Annotated in this window: 16 protein-coding genes; 5 read left to right on the top strand and 11 right to left on the bottom strand. The window is 68.2% G+C overall.

What is annotated here, in order from left to right; translation table 11 throughout:
• Nucleotides 1–40: 40 nt before the first annotated feature.
• Entirely contained in the window at nt 41–973 is a 933-nt protein-coding gene (locus DES45_RS14700) for a transcriptional regulator GcvA (protein ID WP_114770765.1), read from the bottom strand.
• A gap of 127 nt (nt 974–1100) precedes the next feature.
• Here DES45_RS14700 and DES45_RS14695 point away from each other — a divergent pair, with 127 nt between their 5' ends.
• The 4 genes from DES45_RS14695 to DES45_RS14680 all read left to right on the top strand — a co-directional run bounded on the left by DES45_RS14695 (nt 1101) and on the right by DES45_RS14680 (nt 3231).
• The gene (locus tag DES45_RS14695; RefSeq protein WP_114770764.1) at nt 1101–1364 is read left to right on the top strand and encodes a DUF1127 domain-containing protein; all 264 of its coding nucleotides are present in this window, start codon (nt 1101–1103) and stop codon (nt 1362–1364) included.
• A 95-nt stretch (nt 1365–1459) separates the two neighbouring features.
• Nucleotides 1460–2305 carry an adenosylcobinamide-GDP ribazoletransferase gene (locus tag DES45_RS14690; RefSeq protein WP_114770763.1) on the top strand — a complete coding sequence of 282 codons (846 nt, stop codon included), beginning with the start codon at nt 1460–1462 and terminating at the stop codon, nt 2303–2305.
• Nucleotides 2306–2314: 9 nt separating this feature from the next.
• Nucleotides 2315–2515 carry a DUF1289 domain-containing protein gene (locus DES45_RS14685; RefSeq protein ID WP_114770762.1) on the top strand — a complete coding sequence of 67 codons (201 nt, stop codon included), beginning with the start codon at nt 2315–2317 and terminating at the stop codon, nt 2513–2515.
• The gene (locus tag DES45_RS14680; RefSeq protein ID WP_245571727.1) at nt 2515–3231 is read left to right on the top strand and encodes a retropepsin-like aspartic protease family protein; all 717 of its coding nucleotides are present in this window, start codon (nt 2515–2517) and stop codon (nt 3229–3231) included. Before DES45_RS14685 ends, DES45_RS14680 begins: the two co-directional genes overlap by 1 nt.
• Nucleotides 3232–3375: 144 nt before the next feature.
• Here the strand turns inward: DES45_RS14680 and DES45_RS14675 are convergent, their stop codons facing one another.
• The 3 genes from DES45_RS14675 to dusA all read right to left on the bottom strand — a co-directional run bounded on the left by DES45_RS14675 (nt 3376) and on the right by dusA (nt 5651).
• Nucleotides 3376–4026: an ADYC domain-containing protein gene (locus DES45_RS14675; protein ID WP_114770761.1), complete on the bottom strand. Its 651-nt coding sequence runs from the start codon at nt 4024–4026 to the stop codon at nt 3376–3378.
• 53 nt (nt 4027–4079) lie between these two features.
• A complete protein-coding gene (locus DES45_RS14670) occupies nt 4080–4382 on the bottom strand; it encodes a hypothetical protein (RefSeq protein ID WP_210210221.1) in 303 nt (100 codons plus the stop codon).
• A gap of 243 nt (nt 4383–4625) precedes the next feature.
• Nucleotides 4626–5651, bottom strand: coding sequence for a tRNA dihydrouridine(20/20a) synthase DusA (gene dusA / locus DES45_RS14665; RefSeq protein WP_114770760.1), 1026 nt, complete (start codon nt 5649–5651; stop codon nt 4626–4628).
• Between the two features lie 640 nt (nt 5652–6291).
• On the opposite strand from dusA, the gene DES45_RS14660 reads away from it, so the two are divergent.
• Entirely contained in the window at nt 6292–7086 is a 795-nt protein-coding gene (locus tag DES45_RS14660) for a hypothetical protein (RefSeq protein ID WP_114770759.1), read from the top strand.
• A gap of 10 nt (nt 7087–7096) precedes the next feature.
• Here the strand turns inward: DES45_RS14660 and ybaK are convergent, their stop codons facing one another.
• From ybaK to DES45_RS14625, 7 genes are all read right to left on the bottom strand, one after another.
• The gene (ybaK, locus tag DES45_RS14655) at nt 7097–7567 is read right to left on the bottom strand and encodes a Cys-tRNA(Pro) deacylase (protein WP_114770758.1); all 471 of its coding nucleotides are present in this window, start codon (nt 7565–7567) and stop codon (nt 7097–7099) included.
• 21 nt (nt 7568–7588) lie between these two features.
• Nucleotides 7589–8233, bottom strand: coding sequence for an urease accessory protein UreE (locus DES45_RS14650; RefSeq protein WP_114770757.1), 645 nt, complete (start codon nt 8231–8233; stop codon nt 7589–7591).
• Between the two features lie 60 nt (nt 8234–8293).
• Nucleotides 8294–8779 (bottom strand): nucleoside deaminase, encoded by a 486-nt coding sequence (locus DES45_RS14645; RefSeq protein ID WP_114770756.1) that lies wholly within the window; start codon nt 8777–8779, stop codon nt 8294–8296.
• Nucleotides 8776–9747, bottom strand: a complete 972-nt coding sequence (xdhC, locus tag DES45_RS14640; protein ID WP_114770755.1) for a xanthine dehydrogenase accessory protein XdhC — start codon at nt 9745–9747, stop codon at nt 8776–8778. The genes DES45_RS14645 and xdhC overlap by 4 nt, the downstream gene beginning before the upstream one ends.
• Complete coding sequence (gene xdhB / locus DES45_RS14635; RefSeq protein ID WP_170151513.1) at nt 9744–12104, bottom strand: xanthine dehydrogenase molybdopterin binding subunit; 2361 nt, start codon at nt 12102–12104, stop codon at nt 9744–9746. The genes xdhC and xdhB overlap by 4 nt, the downstream gene beginning before the upstream one ends.
• Nucleotides 12105–12107: 3 nt before the next feature.
• The gene (gene xdhA, locus DES45_RS14630; protein ID WP_114770754.1) at nt 12108–13589 is read right to left on the bottom strand and encodes a xanthine dehydrogenase small subunit; all 1482 of its coding nucleotides are present in this window, start codon (nt 13587–13589) and stop codon (nt 12108–12110) included.
• 143 nt (nt 13590–13732) lie between these two features.
• Entirely contained in the window at nt 13733–14173 is a 441-nt protein-coding gene (locus DES45_RS14625; protein ID WP_114770753.1) for a VOC family protein, read from the bottom strand.
• Between the last annotated feature and the right edge of the window lie 223 nt (nt 14174–14396).

The raw sequence follows: 14396 nt of genomic DNA, 5'->3' as shown, positions 1-14396 counted from the left end.
CGGCCTCACCTCTCCCACTAGGAGAGGTGGGCGTTCCGCCTCATGCTGGCCCGTCGCGCTCGATCTGGGCGCGCGCCTCGTCGAGGAGCCAGGCCCGGAACGCCGCGATGGCCGGGCGCTCGGCGGTCGTCTCGGGGCAGACGACGTAATACTGGTAGGCGCCCTTCACCTGATGCGGGAACGGCCGCACCAGCCGTCCGGCTTCGAGGTAGTCGCCGATCAGCACGTTGGTGGCGAGCGCCACCCCCTGCCCCGAGGCCGCCGCCTGGAGCGCCAGGAAGGTGTGGGAGAAGCGCGGTCCGTGCTCGACGTCCGCGATCTCGACGCCCACGGCCGCGAGCCAGCGCGGCCAGGTCATGTAATCGGGCACGCCCTCCGGGATCTCGTGCAGGAGCCGATGATGGACGAGGTCCGCGGGCTCGCGCAGGGGATGCGCGGGATCGTCCCTGAGCGCCATGCTGCACACGGGAAAGAACGTCTCTTCCATGAGCAGATCCGTCCGCAAGCCCGGATAATCCCCCTTCCCCCACCGGATCGCCACGTCCACGTCCTCGCGGGCGAAATCCGTCTTGCCGGTGGAGATCGAGACGCGCAGCTCGAGATCCGGGTGGCGCGCCTTCAGGGAACCCAGCCGGGGGATCAGCCAGCTCGATGCGAAGCTCGGCAGGGTACTGACCGTGATCGTGCGCGCATTCTCGGAGCGCAGGACCCGGGCCGTCGCCTCGTTGAGCTCGTCGAGCAGCTCCGACAGCGTCGCCGCATAGCGCTGCCCCGCCGGCGTAAGGGCCACGCCCTTGCTGGGCAGGCGCACGAAGAGCGGCACCCCGAGCCAGGCCTCGAGCTGCTTGACCTGCTGGCCGACCGCGCTCGCCGTCACGGCGATCTCGTCCCCGGCCCGCTCGAAATTGAGGTGGCGGGCGGCGGCCTCGAAGGCCCGGAGGGAGTTGAGCGGCGGCAGGCGGCGGCGGGACATGGCTCGACCCTAGGCAGTGCTCCTGCCCAAGTTGAACTTGGGCGAAACAGAAGAACATCTCGTTTGCTTCCACCCTAAGGGAGGAGCACATCTATGCCTAGAGAAATTAACTTTGACGAGGTCCGTTATGGCCACCGCAATTGCCACAGGAAATCTTGGCTCCTTCACCACCACCCGAGCCCCGCGGAAGAACACGTTCCTGCGCTTCCTGCTCGCCTTCGAGGCCTGGCAGGACGGCCGGGCGAACCGGCGGGCGCTTTACCGCATGGACGACCGGGCCCTTGCCGATATCGGCCTCTCCCGTGCCGACGTGGAGGGCGTCAACGAGGCCGAAAGCCTCCATCTGACGCCGCTTCTGCTCCTCCCCGACGCAGGTCAGCAGCGGGTTTGATCGCCGCCCGAACCCTAGAAATGATGATCTGCAGGCATGGCCGGGTTCCACAGGACCCGGCCATGCTTTATCCGTCGGCTGGAACGGGGTGGGGCATGTCGGACCAGCTGAACGAAACGCGGATCGTCGCAACGGGGGGAATTCGGGAAATCCTGACCGACACCGCCCGCTGCCTGCGCTTCTACTCGCGCCTGCCCGTCCCGGCCCTGCCCTGGGAGCCCGATCCGCACGCCCTGCCGAACTTCGCCCGCATGACCCGGACCGTGCCGCTCGCGGGCCTCGTGCTCGGCGTTCTCCCGGCCCTCGTGCTGGCGGGGGCGCTGGCCCTCGATCTCGGCCCCTTCCTGGCAGCCGCCCTCGCGGCGGCCGCCATGACGGTGACGACGGGTGCCTTTCATGAGGACGGCTTTGCCGACACCGCGGACAGCTTCGGCGGCGCGACTCGGGAACGGCGCCTCGCCATCATGCGCGACAGCCTGATCGGCTCCTTCGGGGCCTCCGGGCTCGTCCTGGTCTTCGCCCTGCGGATCGGCGCCCTGGCGGAGGTCGCGTCGCGCTCAGGCATCGGCAGCGCCTGCGGGTCGGTGCTCGCCGCCGCCGTCCTGTCCCGCACGGCCGGCCTGATCCCGCTGGTCTTCCTCCCCCCGGCCCGGCTCGATGGAGCATCCTACGCGGTCGGCCAGCCGACCCGGGAGACCTTCTGGATGGCGGCGGCCCTGGCGGCGACGCTGGCGGTCCTCGTGGGGCTTGCGGCCGGCCTTCCGGCTTTCGGCATCGCCCTGATGATCGCCCTCGCGGGCCTCTCCGGCGCCGCCCTCGCGGGCCTCGCGGCGCGCCATATTGGCGGCCAGACCGGCGACATCGCGGGCGCCGCCCAGCAGGTGGCGGAGATCGCCGCGCTGATAGGCCTCTTGACCACGCTGGCCCGGTCAACGACATGAAGCCTTAGCATGACCCGCGTCTCGAGCCCCTGCATCCGCGTCTGCCTCCTCGATCCCGAAACGGGCCTGTGCGAGGGCTGCGGGCGCACGCGGGAGGAGATCGGAAGCTGGTTCCGCCTGCCGGAGGAGGAGCGGCTGCGCATCATGGCAGAGCTGCCGGAGCGCATGCGCCGGGCCTTCATGCCGACTGAGCCGGACGAGGCTTCCTGATGCCGGGTCTCGGCGCAGTCAGCAGCCTGCTTCTCGGCGCCGCGATCCTGGTCGCGCTGGTGCGCGAGGACCCGATCGCGGACCTTTCCCCGCTCGAAGCCGCCATGCTGCTGGGCTTCGGCGGCATCTGCCTGGTCATGGCGGGCTCCATCATCGACGGGTTCCGCCGCCACTGGACCTATGGCGTGCAGTCCGTCGCGCTGAGCGGCGGCATCCTGGTGGCGCTCCTCGTCGCCTATGGGTCGCGGAGCGAATTGCAGACTGTGCTCGACCGGGCCATCGGCGACATCTCGCTCGGTCGAACCGTCGTGACGCCCGAAGGCGAGGTGGTGGCGGCCCGGCGCTCGGACGGCAGCTTCGTGGTGACCGGGAAGGTGAATGGCCGCGAGGCCCGCTTCATCTTCGATACGGGCGCCAGCACCGTGGTGCTGCGGGCCGAGAACGCGGCCCAACTCGGCATCAAGACCGAGACGCTGAACTACTCGATCCCCGTCTCCACCGCCAACGGCACGGCGCTGGCCGCGTCGATCGTGATCGAGCGCCTGTCGGTCGGCCCGATCACGGAACGCAACGTGCGGGCGCTGGTCGCCCGCAGCGGCGTCCTGCACGCCAACCTGCTGGGCATGACGTTCCTCGAACGCCTCGCCTCCTACGAGGTTCGCGGCAACCGGCTGATCCTGCGCGGCAAGGACAGCGACGTCAGCCGGTCGGGGTGAGCGTCTATCTCCGGCTGCGCCACGTCAGTACGGATTCGTTGAACAGCAGAGCGCGCGGATCGGCCCGCATCGCCTCCTCGTAACAGACATGCGGGCCCACGCGCCCCTTCAGGCGCGCATGGCGGGCCGTCAGCTCGTCGAGCGTCACGTTGTCGGCGATGGGGGATGCGCGACGCAGATCGCTCCCTCCGGTCCCCAGGCGGCCTCGAAGGCCATGCCGGCGGCATGGCCCGGGTCCTGGATGCCGAAGCGGTCGTAGAGGTTGACCTTCGTGCCGTTGCGGGTGGTCGGCCGGTCGTCGCCGCCATAATCGGCGCGCAGCATATGGATGCAGGCCCGGTGCAGGTCGCGGAGCGGAACGCCCTCGCGGGTCTCCCAGGGCAGGTAGCCGAAGAGGATGCACTTGCCTTCCGCCCCACTGGTGCAGGTCAGAGAGAACCCGCCCGCCCCGTTCGGGAACGCGAAGGCGGCGCGCTCGCCGTCCGGGTCCACGTCGCAGAGAGGCCCGTAGACGCCATCCCGGTCCTTTACGGACATCCGGTAGAAGGTGATCGGCCGCCCTGCGAGGCTGCCTTCACGAGCGATCCCGTCGATGCGGATCTCGGTCTCGCCGGAGGGAGCCGCCGTCACCAGGGTCAGACCGCTCAAGCCGCCCCCGCGCAAGGCGCGGTCGTCGTCGAGGCGCAGGACGAGATCGAGCCCGTCGAGAGCGAAGCGACCCTCCAACGCTTGAGCCGATGCGTGGAAGGCGAGCCAGAGACAGACCGGAAGGAGAAATCGGGAAAGCAGGCACATGGGCAAAGGCCCTCCCGCCGCAGGCGGAAGGGCAGATGCATTCGAGTGGGATCTTAATGAAGTTCGGCCCGCGCGCCGTCCGTCAGTACGACGGCTCTGATCGTAGCGTCGCCCACGCTGTAGCCCGTCTCGGACCGGCCATTCGCTGACAACCCGTTGGTGCCCAAGCCATTCGTGGAAAGGCCGTTGGCGGAGAGGCCATTGGCGGACAGGCCATTCGCCGACAGGCCGTTCGTCGATAATCCGTTCAGGCCATTCGGCGGAGGGCGGCTCTCATCCCAGAATGCCGAAGCCGGCGAGAGGCTGAAGAGCCCGATGGCGGTGGCGAGAACAGCCGTGTGAATGCGAACCTTCATGTTGGTCTCCATGATCACTCGCAGCGTCCGGCTCGGGCGGAAGCCTGGCCGGACGCCCAGATCATAGGATGCGAAACAACATATCAATGGGAGACGTGGGAATTTTTCCCGAATGTCGCACCAGCATGTGCGTTTTGTCACGATGTTTCAATTTGAGCGAGAAATCCCGCCCAACCGGCAGGCGAAGAATGCGTCCTGCGGCGGGAGCAAATCCAGAACGGCAATCACGAATTGACCGGCCGGTCAGCCCGCGGCCGCGAGCACCATCCCGGCCGATTCCAGCGGCTCCCGCGAGACCAGAGCCACCGCGTCCCTCAGGGTCTGAAGGTCCGCATTCGGCTTCACGCCCTCGGTCGCCAGATGGCGCCGATAGGCCCGCGCGCCGGGGCGGCCGGTGAAGAGGCCGAGCATGTGCCGGGTCATGGCGTGGAGGCGCACGCCCTCGGCGAGGCGGACCGCCACGTAGGGCTCATAGGCTTCGATCGCCTCGAAGGCGTCGGCCACCGGCGGCTCCTCTCCGAAAAGCTCCCGGTCGACGCAGAGGAGGATCTCCGGCTCCTGGTAAGCCACGCGGCCCAGCATCACCCCATCTACATGGCGCAGATGCTCGTGCACCTCCGCCATGGTCTTGATGCCGCCATTGATGGCGACGGGCAGGTCCGGCCGGGCCTGCTTGAGGCGGTAGACGCGAGGGTAGTCGAGGGGCGGAATGTCCCGGTTCTCCTTGGGCGACAGGCCCTGGAGCCAGGCCTTGCGGGCATGGACCGTGAGCGCGTCGCATCCCGCCGCCACCACGCTGTCGGTGAGGCGGTTCAGGGCTTCCTCAGTGTCCTGGTCGTCGACGCCGATGCGGCACTTCACCGTCACGGGAAGCGACACGGCGGCCTTCATGGCGGCGACGCAGTCGCCCACGAGGCCGGGCTCCTGCATCAGGCAGGCGCCGAAGCGGCCGTTCTGCACCCGGTCGGACGGGCAGCCCACGTTGAGGTTGATCTCGTCATAGCCGAAATCGGCGCAGATCCGGGCGGCCTGGGCCAGTTCCTTCGGATCCGAGCCGCCGAGCTGGACGGCCACCGGGTGCTCCGCCTCGTCGAAGCCGAGCAGCCGCTCGCGGGGACCATGGATGACGGCACCGGTAGTGACCATCTCGGTATAGAGGAGCGCGCGCCGCGACAGGACGCGGTGGAGCGACCGGCAAAAACGATCAGTCCAGTCCATCATCGGCGCAATGGAAAAACGCCAATCGTTTCCGAAAGTTACCTGCTTCATACGTCCTGCCAAGATTGGACCGGCTCAGAAATTTCGCTGAGATTTCAATGCCCGGGAGGCGCTGCGAATACCACAGCGCTCCGCGTGCTCCAAATGGGGGTTCCTGTCCGACTTTTTAAAAGAAGGCCAGGCGACGGCGCAATCCGTTCCCTGGTGCATGACGGTCGGCTCTGGTACGGTCTCGGCCGAAGGTGCCGACCAAGGCGTTTCGGACGTGAGATGAGGGGCGGTCCTCGGGCTGCGCATTCGATCGTGGCCGGGCCTTCACCTCACTTCGGCCCCAGGGATCAAGGGGATCCGTTTCGGCGGACGGCGTGCTGGGCCCGGCGCGTGCCCGGAGTGATGGCTGCTTTGGCCCGAGACTGCGCTAGGGGAGCCGGCAACGGCTCGATTGGACTGCGCCCTTTCCCAAAGCAGCCTCCTCCCATCAGTCATGCGCCACCGGGAAGGTCCAGATCCGTTGACGCCCGATGCGGAGACGATCCGCCGGGTCCACCCCGAAAGAGGTACGTAGTTTTCCCACGGGACCGCCCGCATCCGCGTCACCGCAATCTCGCCCGATTGCGCCCCTCTCCTCGGCGAAAGGCGGCCGACGGATCCTTTGCATCGGCCGGAAACGATTGTGTCACAAGGGGGAACGATGCCCATCAACTGGCTTGTACTGGCTCCGGACGACCAGGACCTTCAGGTGCCGACCTACGGCCTCTACGGCGGCCCGGACTATGCCGGCGGCATCCTGCTCGGCCCCGACGAGGCGCCGAGCTTCACGGCGACGCCGGTCGATCCGCTCGACGCGCTCTTTCGCAAGCACGACATCGCCATCCGCAACGCGCCCAACCTTCGCGCCGAGGCGAAGGCGGATGTCGCGCTGATCAAGGGCATCATGGCCCTGCCGGCCAATGCCGTCACGGGTGAAGGCGATCTCTATGCGGGCGCCGCGATCATCGGAATCATCGGGCGCATCGTCGTGCACGACCACCACCCGGAATACCTCGCCAAGCTCAACCTGCCGAAGGCGATCGACAAGGCCGTGAGCCTGATCAAGCAGGGCAGCATCCAGCCGGACGCGCAGGAGGTAGCCGGCCTGGCAAGCTGGCTCGAGAAGACCTCCGGCGAACTGGCGACCGGCCACGGCCGCCTCGGAGCGCTCGCGGCGGACAAGCTCCTGGACCTCGCAGCCGATCTGAAGGGCCTGCCGCCGGGAGACCTGAACCTCCCCCTCGGCAACGTCGCCTTCACGTTCCCGGTCAAGGAGGCGAAGACCCTGCTGGTGGAGGCCGTCGAGGCGGCATGGGCGGAGCCGGGGCACCACAACACGAACGTGGCGGACCTGCTGGCCGGCTACGCGGCCCAGGTGGCCCACCACGTGCCCGTCGCGACGCCGCAGATCGAGACGCTCGTCCACAAGCTCGGGCTCGGAGATTTCCACTTCTAGCCCGAGGGCGTCAGACCAGGGCGACGGCCTTCGCGTCCAGCGCCCTGGCTGCATCCTGCGGGGCGAGACGGACCTGAAGGCCGCGCTGGCCGCCGTTGATGAAGACGCTCTCGTGCGCCAGGGCCGTCTCCTCGATCAGGGTCGGCACCCTCTTCTTCTGCCCGAACGGGCTGATGCCGCCCACGTGGTAGCCGGTCATGCGCTCCGCATCGGCCGGCTTCATCATCTGGGCGGTCTTGCCGCCGAGAGCCGCCGCGAGCTTCTTCAGGTTCACCTCGCGGTCCGAGGGCACGACCGCGCAGGCGGGCTTGCCGTCCACCGTCACCATGAGGGTCTTGAGCACGCTCGACGGGTCCGCGCCGAGCGCCTCCGCGGCCTGGAGGCCGATGCGCTCGGCGTTCGGGTCGTAATCGTAGGCGTGGACCGTGAAGGACACGCCCGTCTGCTGCAGGGCCTGCGTGGCGCGGGTGGTCTTGGACATGGCGGCGTCCGGTAGAGCCGGTCAGTGGTCGTGCTTGTGCCCGTGATGGTGGCCGCATCCGCAGCCCGGGCCGTGCTCGTGGCCATGATCGTGATCGTGGTGGTGATCATGATCATGCTTGTGGTCGTGATGGACGTGAGCGTGGGCATGGGCGTGGCCATGATCGTGCTCATGCCCATGGGAATGACCATGCGCATGGCCGTGGTGGTGATGTCCGTGGCCGTGATCGTGGTCGCAATGGTGGGCGCTGCGCTCTGGCCGGAACGGGCGCTCGACCGGGGTCGCGGTGCAGCCCTGCCCGCGCACCAGCTCGGCGATCACGGGGTCGTTCTCCACGTAGATCGCATCCGCCGCCACCTCGACGAGGCCGTGCTGGCTGCCGAGATGCCAGGCGAGGCGCGTGAGGCGCAAGGGGTTCTCGGCCTTCACCTCCAGCAGGCGCTCCGGCGCGGCCTTCACCTGGACGAGGCGCCCGTCCTCGAGCCGCAGGGCGTCGCCGTCGTTGATGGTGGTCTCCATGTCGAGGTCGAGCCGGATCTCGGTCCCGCCCTCGCCTTTCAGCACGCCCTCGCGGCGGTTGCGGGCCGCGTGGTCGAGGGTGATCGTGTCGACGACGCGGTCGGCCTTCACGGCGGGCTTGCGGACGATGGTGGTGACGCGGGGCATGGCTGGGGCCTCGGGAGGTTGACGGTCTGGTTCTTGAGATAGGATGGGCAGGCGGTTTCTTTAATAGGAGACCTTGTCGGGCTTGTTCGCCCAGGCCTCGAACACCGCTCTGGCCTCCAGGCTCGGCAGGTGGTCCATGGGGATGAGGCGCTCGGTCGGATCCTTCGGGATCTCGTCGTAGATCAGGCTGTCGTCGAAGCCGATCTCGGCCGCATCCTGCCGGGTGTTGGCGTAGACGATCCGGGACACCCGGGCCCAGTAGGCGGAGGCCAGACACATGGGGCACGGCTCGCAGCTCGTATAGAGGGTGGCGCCGTGGAGCGCGAAATCGCCCACCGCCTCGCAGGCGCGGCGGATCGCCGTCACCTCGGCATGCGCCGTCGGGTCGTTGGTGGAGGTCACCCGGTTCCAGCCCTCGGCCAGCACCTTGCCGTCGCGCACGATCACGGCCCCGAATGGGCCGCCGGCGCCTTCGTGCATGTGCTCGCGCGAAAGAGCGACAGCGCGGGCGAGATGGCGCTGATCTTCTGCTTGGTCGTGTGTCATAGGGCGGTTTTATCGTTTGCGGCGGCCGGACGCGAGAAATTTAACACGGACGAGCGCCGCTCCCGCACCTGGAGGAGTTGTGCCGCAACGGAAGCCGCGATCACCGCCGGCTCCTTGGCCTTGATGCCGGGAAGCCCGATCGGGCAGACCAAGGCGCGGATCTGCCGGTCGGACAGGCCCATCTCCCGGAACCGCTTCTCGAACCGCGCCCGCTTCGTGGCGCTGCCGATCAGGCCCACATACGGGAAGCCCCGGCGGAGCGCCGCCTCCGTGATCGCCATGTCGAGGGGGTGGTCGTGGGTCATGACCAGGACGACCGCATTGGCGGGCGCGTTGGCGATCTCGGCGGCCGGATCCTGCATGCGCACCGCCGTCGCGTTGGCGGGCATGTGGGACGGGAAGGCCCCTTCCCGGTCGTCGAGCCAGCGGACGGCAAACGGCAGCGGCGCCAGCGCCAGCACGAGGGCACGGCCGACATGGCCTGCCCCGAAGATGAGCACCGGCGTCCGGTTCTCCCCGTGGGTCTCGCGCCATTGGGTGCCCTTGTCGTCGCCGACCGCCGAGGACAGGTCGCGCACGACGCGACCGTCCACCAGGCGGCATTCGACCTCGAACTCGCCCTCCTCCTCGGCCTCGACGAGGGAGTCGATGTCCTCCAGGTCCTGCTTGCCGAAGGTCTCGATGAGGATCTTGACCCGCCCGCCGCAGCACTGGCCGAGATCGGGGCCGAGCGCCTGATCGACGAAGCGCGCCGGGCGCTCATGGCGCTCCAGCATGCCGCGGGCGATGTCGAGCATCAGGAATTCGAGCTGGCCGCCGCCGATGGTGCCGTGGAACGCCCCGTCGCGGCGCACGACCATGCAGGCGCCGGCCTCGCGCGGGGCCGATCCCTTCACGTCGTGGACGCTGACGAGGGCCGCCGCGTCGTGGCGGCGGACGAGCTCCGCAAGCTGGTGCCAGACTTTCACCCCATGGGCCTCCCGCGCAGGGCCTCGCAGGCGCGCAGGATCGCCTCCGGGGTCGCCGGCGCATCGAGCGGAACGGCCTTCGACGGATCGAGCGAATGCACCGCATCGGCGAGCGCGCAGAAGACGCTGTTCGCCAGCATGATCGGCGGCTCGCCCACCGCCTTCGACCGGTAGATCGTCTCCTCCCGGTTGGCGTTGGGATAGAGCGCAACGCGGAAATCCGCCGGCACGTCGGACGCGACCGGGATCTTGTAGGTGGAGGGGGCGTGCGTGAGCAGGCGTCCCTCGCTGTTGAACACCAGTTCCTCGGTGGTGAGCCAGCCCATGCCCTGAACGAAGCCTCCTTCGATCTGGCCGATGTCGATGGCGGGGTTCAGCGACTTGCCGACGTCGTGGAGGATGTCCGCCCGCAGCAGGCGGTTCTCGCCGGTCAGGGTGTCGACGATCACCTCGGAGCAGGCCGCCCCGTACGCGAAGTAGAAGAACGGGCGGCCCGTCGCCTTGTCGCGGTTCCAGGTGATCTTCGGCGTGGCGTAGTGGCCCGCCTCGGAAAGCGCCACGCGGGCCTGGATGCATTTCCTCGCGAGCTCGGTGAAGGACAGGCTCTCGTTGCCGATGAACACGCGGTCGTCGCGGAACTCGACCTGCTCCTCCGGCACGTCGTAAGCCTTCGCCGCGTGGGCGATCATGCGGCGCTTGATGGCGCCCGCCGCGACCCGCGCCGCCATGCCGTTGAGGTCCGATCCTGACGAGGCGGCGGTTGGGGACGTGTTCGGCACCTTCGCGGTGGTGGTCGCGGTGATGCGCACGCGCTCCATGGCGATGCCGAACTCCTCCGCCACCACCTGCGCCACCTTGATGTAGAGCCCCTGCCCCATCTCGGTGCCGCCGTGGTTGAGGTGCACGGACCCGTCCTGATAGACGTGCACGAGCGCGCCCGCCTGGTTGAGATGGGTGAGCGTGAAGCTGATGCCGAACTTCACCGGGGTCAGCGCCAGCCCACGCTTCATGATCGGCGAGGACGCGTTGAAGGCGGCGATCTCCTGGCGCCGTGCGCGGTAGTCGGAGCTGCGCTCCAGATTCTGCACGAGGCCGAGGAGCGTGTCGGTCTCCTCCACCTCCATGCCGAAGGGCGTGTGGTTGCCTCCAGGGCGGTAGAAGTTCGCGTAGCGCACGTCGAGCGGGTCGCGCCCCGTCGCCCAGGCGATCTGGTCCATCACATGCTCGGCCGCGAGCATCCCTTGCGGTCCGCCGAACCCGCGGAAGGCGGTGTTCGACACGGTGTTGGTCTTGAGCCGCTTCGAGCCCACATGCACCGCCGGCATCCAATAGGCGTTGTCGGCATGGAACATGGCGCGGTCGACGACGCCGCCGGAGAGATCGGCCGAGCAGCCGCAGCGGGCGAGAAGCTCCACCGCATAGCCCTGAATGCGCCCGTCCTCGTCGAAGCCGACGCTCCAGTCGCAGCGGAAGTCGTGGCGCTTGCCGGTGAGGATGAAGTCGTCGTCGCGGTCGAGGCGCAGCTTGCACGGACGCCCGGTGACACGCGCCGCGAGCGCCGCCGTCACGGCCCATTGCGTCGCCTGGCTCTCCTTGCCGCCGAAGCCGCCGCCCATGCGGCGCGTCTCGCAGACCACATAAGAATCGGGGATGTCGAGCACGCGCGCAACCACGTGCTGCACCTCGCTCGGATGCTGCGTCGAGGAATAAACGTGAACGTCGCCGTCCTCGCCCGGAATGGCGAGCGCGACCTGTCCTTCGAGATAGAAATGCTCCTGCCCGCCGACGCGGAACTGGCCTGCGAGCGAGCGCGGCGAAGCCGCAATCGCCGCATTGGCGTCGCCGCGTCCGAAGGCGTAGTCCGGCAGCACGGTCTCGCCGCGCTCCAGCGCATCTTCGACGGTGATGCTGGGACGCTCGTGCTCGATCTCCATCACGGCGAGCTTCACGGCGCGACGCGCCACGTCGCGGTTCGTCGCGACCACCGCGAACACCGCCTGGCCGAGGAAGTCGATCACGTCCTCGACGAAGAGCCGGTCGTCGCCGAAGGCGGGCGACACGTCGTTCTTGCCCGGAATGTCGTCGGCGGTGAGCACCGCAACGACGCCCGGCACCGCGCGCCCGGCGGAGACGTCGAGGGAGATCAGCCGCCCGCGCGCCTTCGGCGACTGGCCGATGGCGACGTGCAGCGTGCCCTCGGGCTCGCGGATGTCGTCGATGTACTGGGCCGTGCCCTGCACGTGCTTGCGGCCGGAATCGTGCGGCAACGGCTGGCGGACGTGGCGAAGGGTCTCGGCCGCATCATCGTGGCGGAGAGGGGAAGCGGCGGGAACGTCCATCTTGATACGCTCGTTCATCGCCTACTCCGCGGCCTCGAGGGCCTCGCGCCCGCCGACGAGACGGGTCGCGTCGGTTCGGCCGGAGGCGGTCTCGCTCAACGCCTTGAACAGGAGGTTGCGCGCCACAGTCGAACGGTACGCGGCCGAGGCGCGATGATCGTCGAGGGGCTGGTAGTCGCGCCCGATGGCGGCGAGCGCCTCGCCCCAGGCGGACGGATCGTCGAGCGAGATGCCGGCGAGCGCCTGCTCGGTTTCCGTGGCGCGCTTCGGAATTCCCGCCATGCCCCCGAAGGCGATTCGCGCGGAGGCGACGCGGCGGCCGTCGAGGGTGAACCTGAATGCCCCCATGGCGGCCGAGATGTCTTCATCGAACCGCTTCGACACCTTGTAGGCGCGAAAGACCTCGTGCGCCTTCAGCTTCGGCACCGTGACGCGGCGCAGGTACTCGCCGGGCTGCCGGTCCTGCCGGCGATAGGCGATGAAGAAGCTTTCGAGCGGAAGGGTGCGGGTCGCGTCGCCGCGGCGCAGCTCGATCGTGGAGTCCAGCGCGATCAGCGCGGGCGCGAGGTCGCCGATCGGCGAGCCGTTGGCGATGTTGCCGCCCACCGTGCCTGAGGCGCGCACCTGCGCCGAACCGAAGCGCCGCATGAGCTCGCCGAGATCCGCATCGATCCGCGCGAGCGAAGAATAGGCCTGCGCATGCGTTGCGGTGGCGCCGATGGCGAGCGCGTCGTCGGAATCCTCGATGATGTCGAGGCCGGCGACGCGGCCGAGCCAGATGACCCTGTCGAGCTCGGCCATTCCTTTCGTGACCCACAGGCCCACATCGGTGCAGCCTGCGACCAGCGTGGCGTCGGGGTGCTGCGCGTAGAGCGCCGCGAGCGAATCCTCGCTCGCCGGTGCGGCGAAGAAGCGCGCCGCGTCTCCTATGAAAAGATCCCGCCCGTCGGCCAGCGCCGTGAGGCCCTGGACGGTCGCGTCGCTCGCTTTCGTGAAGTGGTCGCCTGCCTCCGCGCTGCACGCGTCGAGCGCTGCGTCGACGATGGGGCGGTAACCGGTGCAGCGGCACAGATTGCCCGCGAGCGCGTCGTTCGCCGCCTGACGGTCGAGGGGGCGCCCGCCTTCGTGGTAGAGCGCGAAGAGGCTCATGACGATGCCAGGCGTGCAGAAGCCGCATTGCGAGCCGTGGCGCGCCACCATGGCGGCCTGGACCGGGTGCAGATCGTCCCCGACCGCGAGATCCTCGACGGTCACGAGCTCCGCGCCGTCGACCTGGCCGAGAAGCAGGATGCAGGCATTGACCGGTTCGTACCGCACCCGTCCGCCCCGAACCCGCCCGAGCGCGACGGTGCACGCGCCGCAATCGCCCTCGGCGCAGCCTTCCTTGGTGCCGAGCTTGCGCTCGTTGAGCCTCAAATAGTCCAGAAGCGTGGTGCGCGGGTGAAAGCCCGTGACTTCGACAACTCGTCCATGCCGCCAGAAGCGGATCGCATCCCGTGTCACTATCGTCCTCCGCCGGTTGGACCCGGCTCCTTATGGTGAGCCGGGTACAATGACGGAGCAAGCGCTTTTCGCCAACACCATCTTTGGGCGCGCAAGCCGCGCCCTTTCACGGTGAGCCTCAGGGCGCCTGAAACGCTTGAATCCTACCAGGTTCCCGTATTGGGCATGGAGGCCCAGGGCTCCTGTGGGGCCTTGGGCTCGCCGCGCTGGAGCAGCTCGATCGAGATGTTGTCCGGGGTCTTGACGAAGGCCATGTAGCCGTCGCGGGGCGGCCGGTTGATGGTGACGCCCGCATCCATCAGCTTCTGGCAGGTCTGATAAATGTCATCGACCCGGTAGGCGAGATGACCGAAATTCCGTCCTCCGGCATACTCCTTCTCGTCCCAGTTATAGGTGAGCTCGAGCAGGGGCGCCTTGGAGTCCTTGGCCTTGTCCACGTCGCCCGGGGCGGCGAGGAACACGAGGGTGTAGCGCCCCTTCTCGTTTTCCGTCCTGCGGACTTCGACGAGGCCGAACTTGTTGCAGAAGAAATCGAGGGATTTGTCGAGGTCCGAAACCCGAACCATCGTGTGCAGGTATTCCATGGCGGTCTTCCCTTCTTGCGGTCGATATGGGCGGTGCCTAGGTTGAATCTCGGTCCGCCATTCCGGGGCGGCTCGTCAGCGGAGCCCGGAATGACGGATGGGGTCGTCGCGCCGCCAAAGCCAAAGATCACATCGAGTCACTCTCCGGCTACGTGATGGCGCATCCTGCGGCAAGATCAAGGGCCAAGCTGCACCAGCATCAGGAAAGCTTCATGATGTTTAA

The sequence above is a fragment of the Microvirga subterranea genome (assembly GCF_003350535.1).
Taxonomy (GTDB): domain Bacteria; phylum Pseudomonadota; class Alphaproteobacteria; order Rhizobiales; family Beijerinckiaceae; genus Microvirga; species Microvirga subterranea.
This window is presented reverse-complemented; position numbering and strand designations above follow the sequence as displayed.

What these genes read in the sequence shown, in the direction of transcription:
- DES45_RS14700 (WP_114770765.1), bottom strand. Translation starts at nt 973, where the DNA reads ATGTCCCGCCGCCGCCTGCCGCCGCTCAACTCCCTCCGGGCCTTCGAG.
- DES45_RS14695 (WP_114770764.1), top strand. Translation starts at nt 1,101, where the DNA reads ATGGCCACCGCAATTGCCACAGGAAATCTTGGCTCCTTCACCACCACC.
- DES45_RS14690 (WP_114770763.1), top strand. Translation starts at nt 1,460, where the DNA reads ATGTCGGACCAGCTGAACGAAACGCGGATCGTCGCAACGGGGGGAATT.
- DES45_RS14685 (WP_114770762.1), top strand. Translation starts at nt 2,315, where the DNA reads ATGACCCGCGTCTCGAGCCCCTGCATCCGCGTCTGCCTCCTCGATCCC.
- DES45_RS14680 (WP_245571727.1), top strand. Translation starts at nt 2,515, where the DNA reads ATGCCGGGTCTCGGCGCAGTCAGCAGCCTGCTTCTCGGCGCCGCGATC.
- DES45_RS14675 (WP_114770761.1), bottom strand. Translation starts at nt 4,026, where the DNA reads ATGTGCCTGCTTTCCCGATTTCTCCTTCCGGTCTGTCTCTGGCTCGCC.
- DES45_RS14670 (WP_210210221.1), bottom strand. Translation starts at nt 4,382, where the DNA reads ATGAAGGTTCGCATTCACACGGCTGTTCTCGCCACCGCCATCGGGCTC.
- dusA (WP_114770760.1), bottom strand. Translation starts at nt 5,651, where the DNA reads ATGAAGCAGGTAACTTTCGGAAACGATTGGCGTTTTTCCATTGCGCCG.
- DES45_RS14660 (WP_114770759.1), top strand. Translation starts at nt 6,292, where the DNA reads ATGCCCATCAACTGGCTTGTACTGGCTCCGGACGACCAGGACCTTCAG.
- ybaK (WP_114770758.1), bottom strand. Translation starts at nt 7,567, where the DNA reads ATGTCCAAGACCACCCGCGCCACGCAGGCCCTGCAGCAGACGGGCGTG.
- DES45_RS14650 (WP_114770757.1), bottom strand. Translation starts at nt 8,233, where the DNA reads ATGCCCCGCGTCACCACCATCGTCCGCAAGCCCGCCGTGAAGGCCGAC.
- DES45_RS14645 (WP_114770756.1), bottom strand. Translation starts at nt 8,779, where the DNA reads ATGACACACGACCAAGCAGAAGATCAGCGCCATCTCGCCCGCGCTGTC.
- xdhB (WP_170151513.1), bottom strand. Translation starts at nt 12,104, where the DNA reads ATGAACGAGCGTATCAAGATGGACGTTCCCGCCGCTTCCCCTCTCCGC.
- DES45_RS14625 (WP_114770753.1), bottom strand. Translation starts at nt 14,173, where the DNA reads ATGGAATACCTGCACACGATGGTTCGGGTTTCGGACCTCGACAAATCC.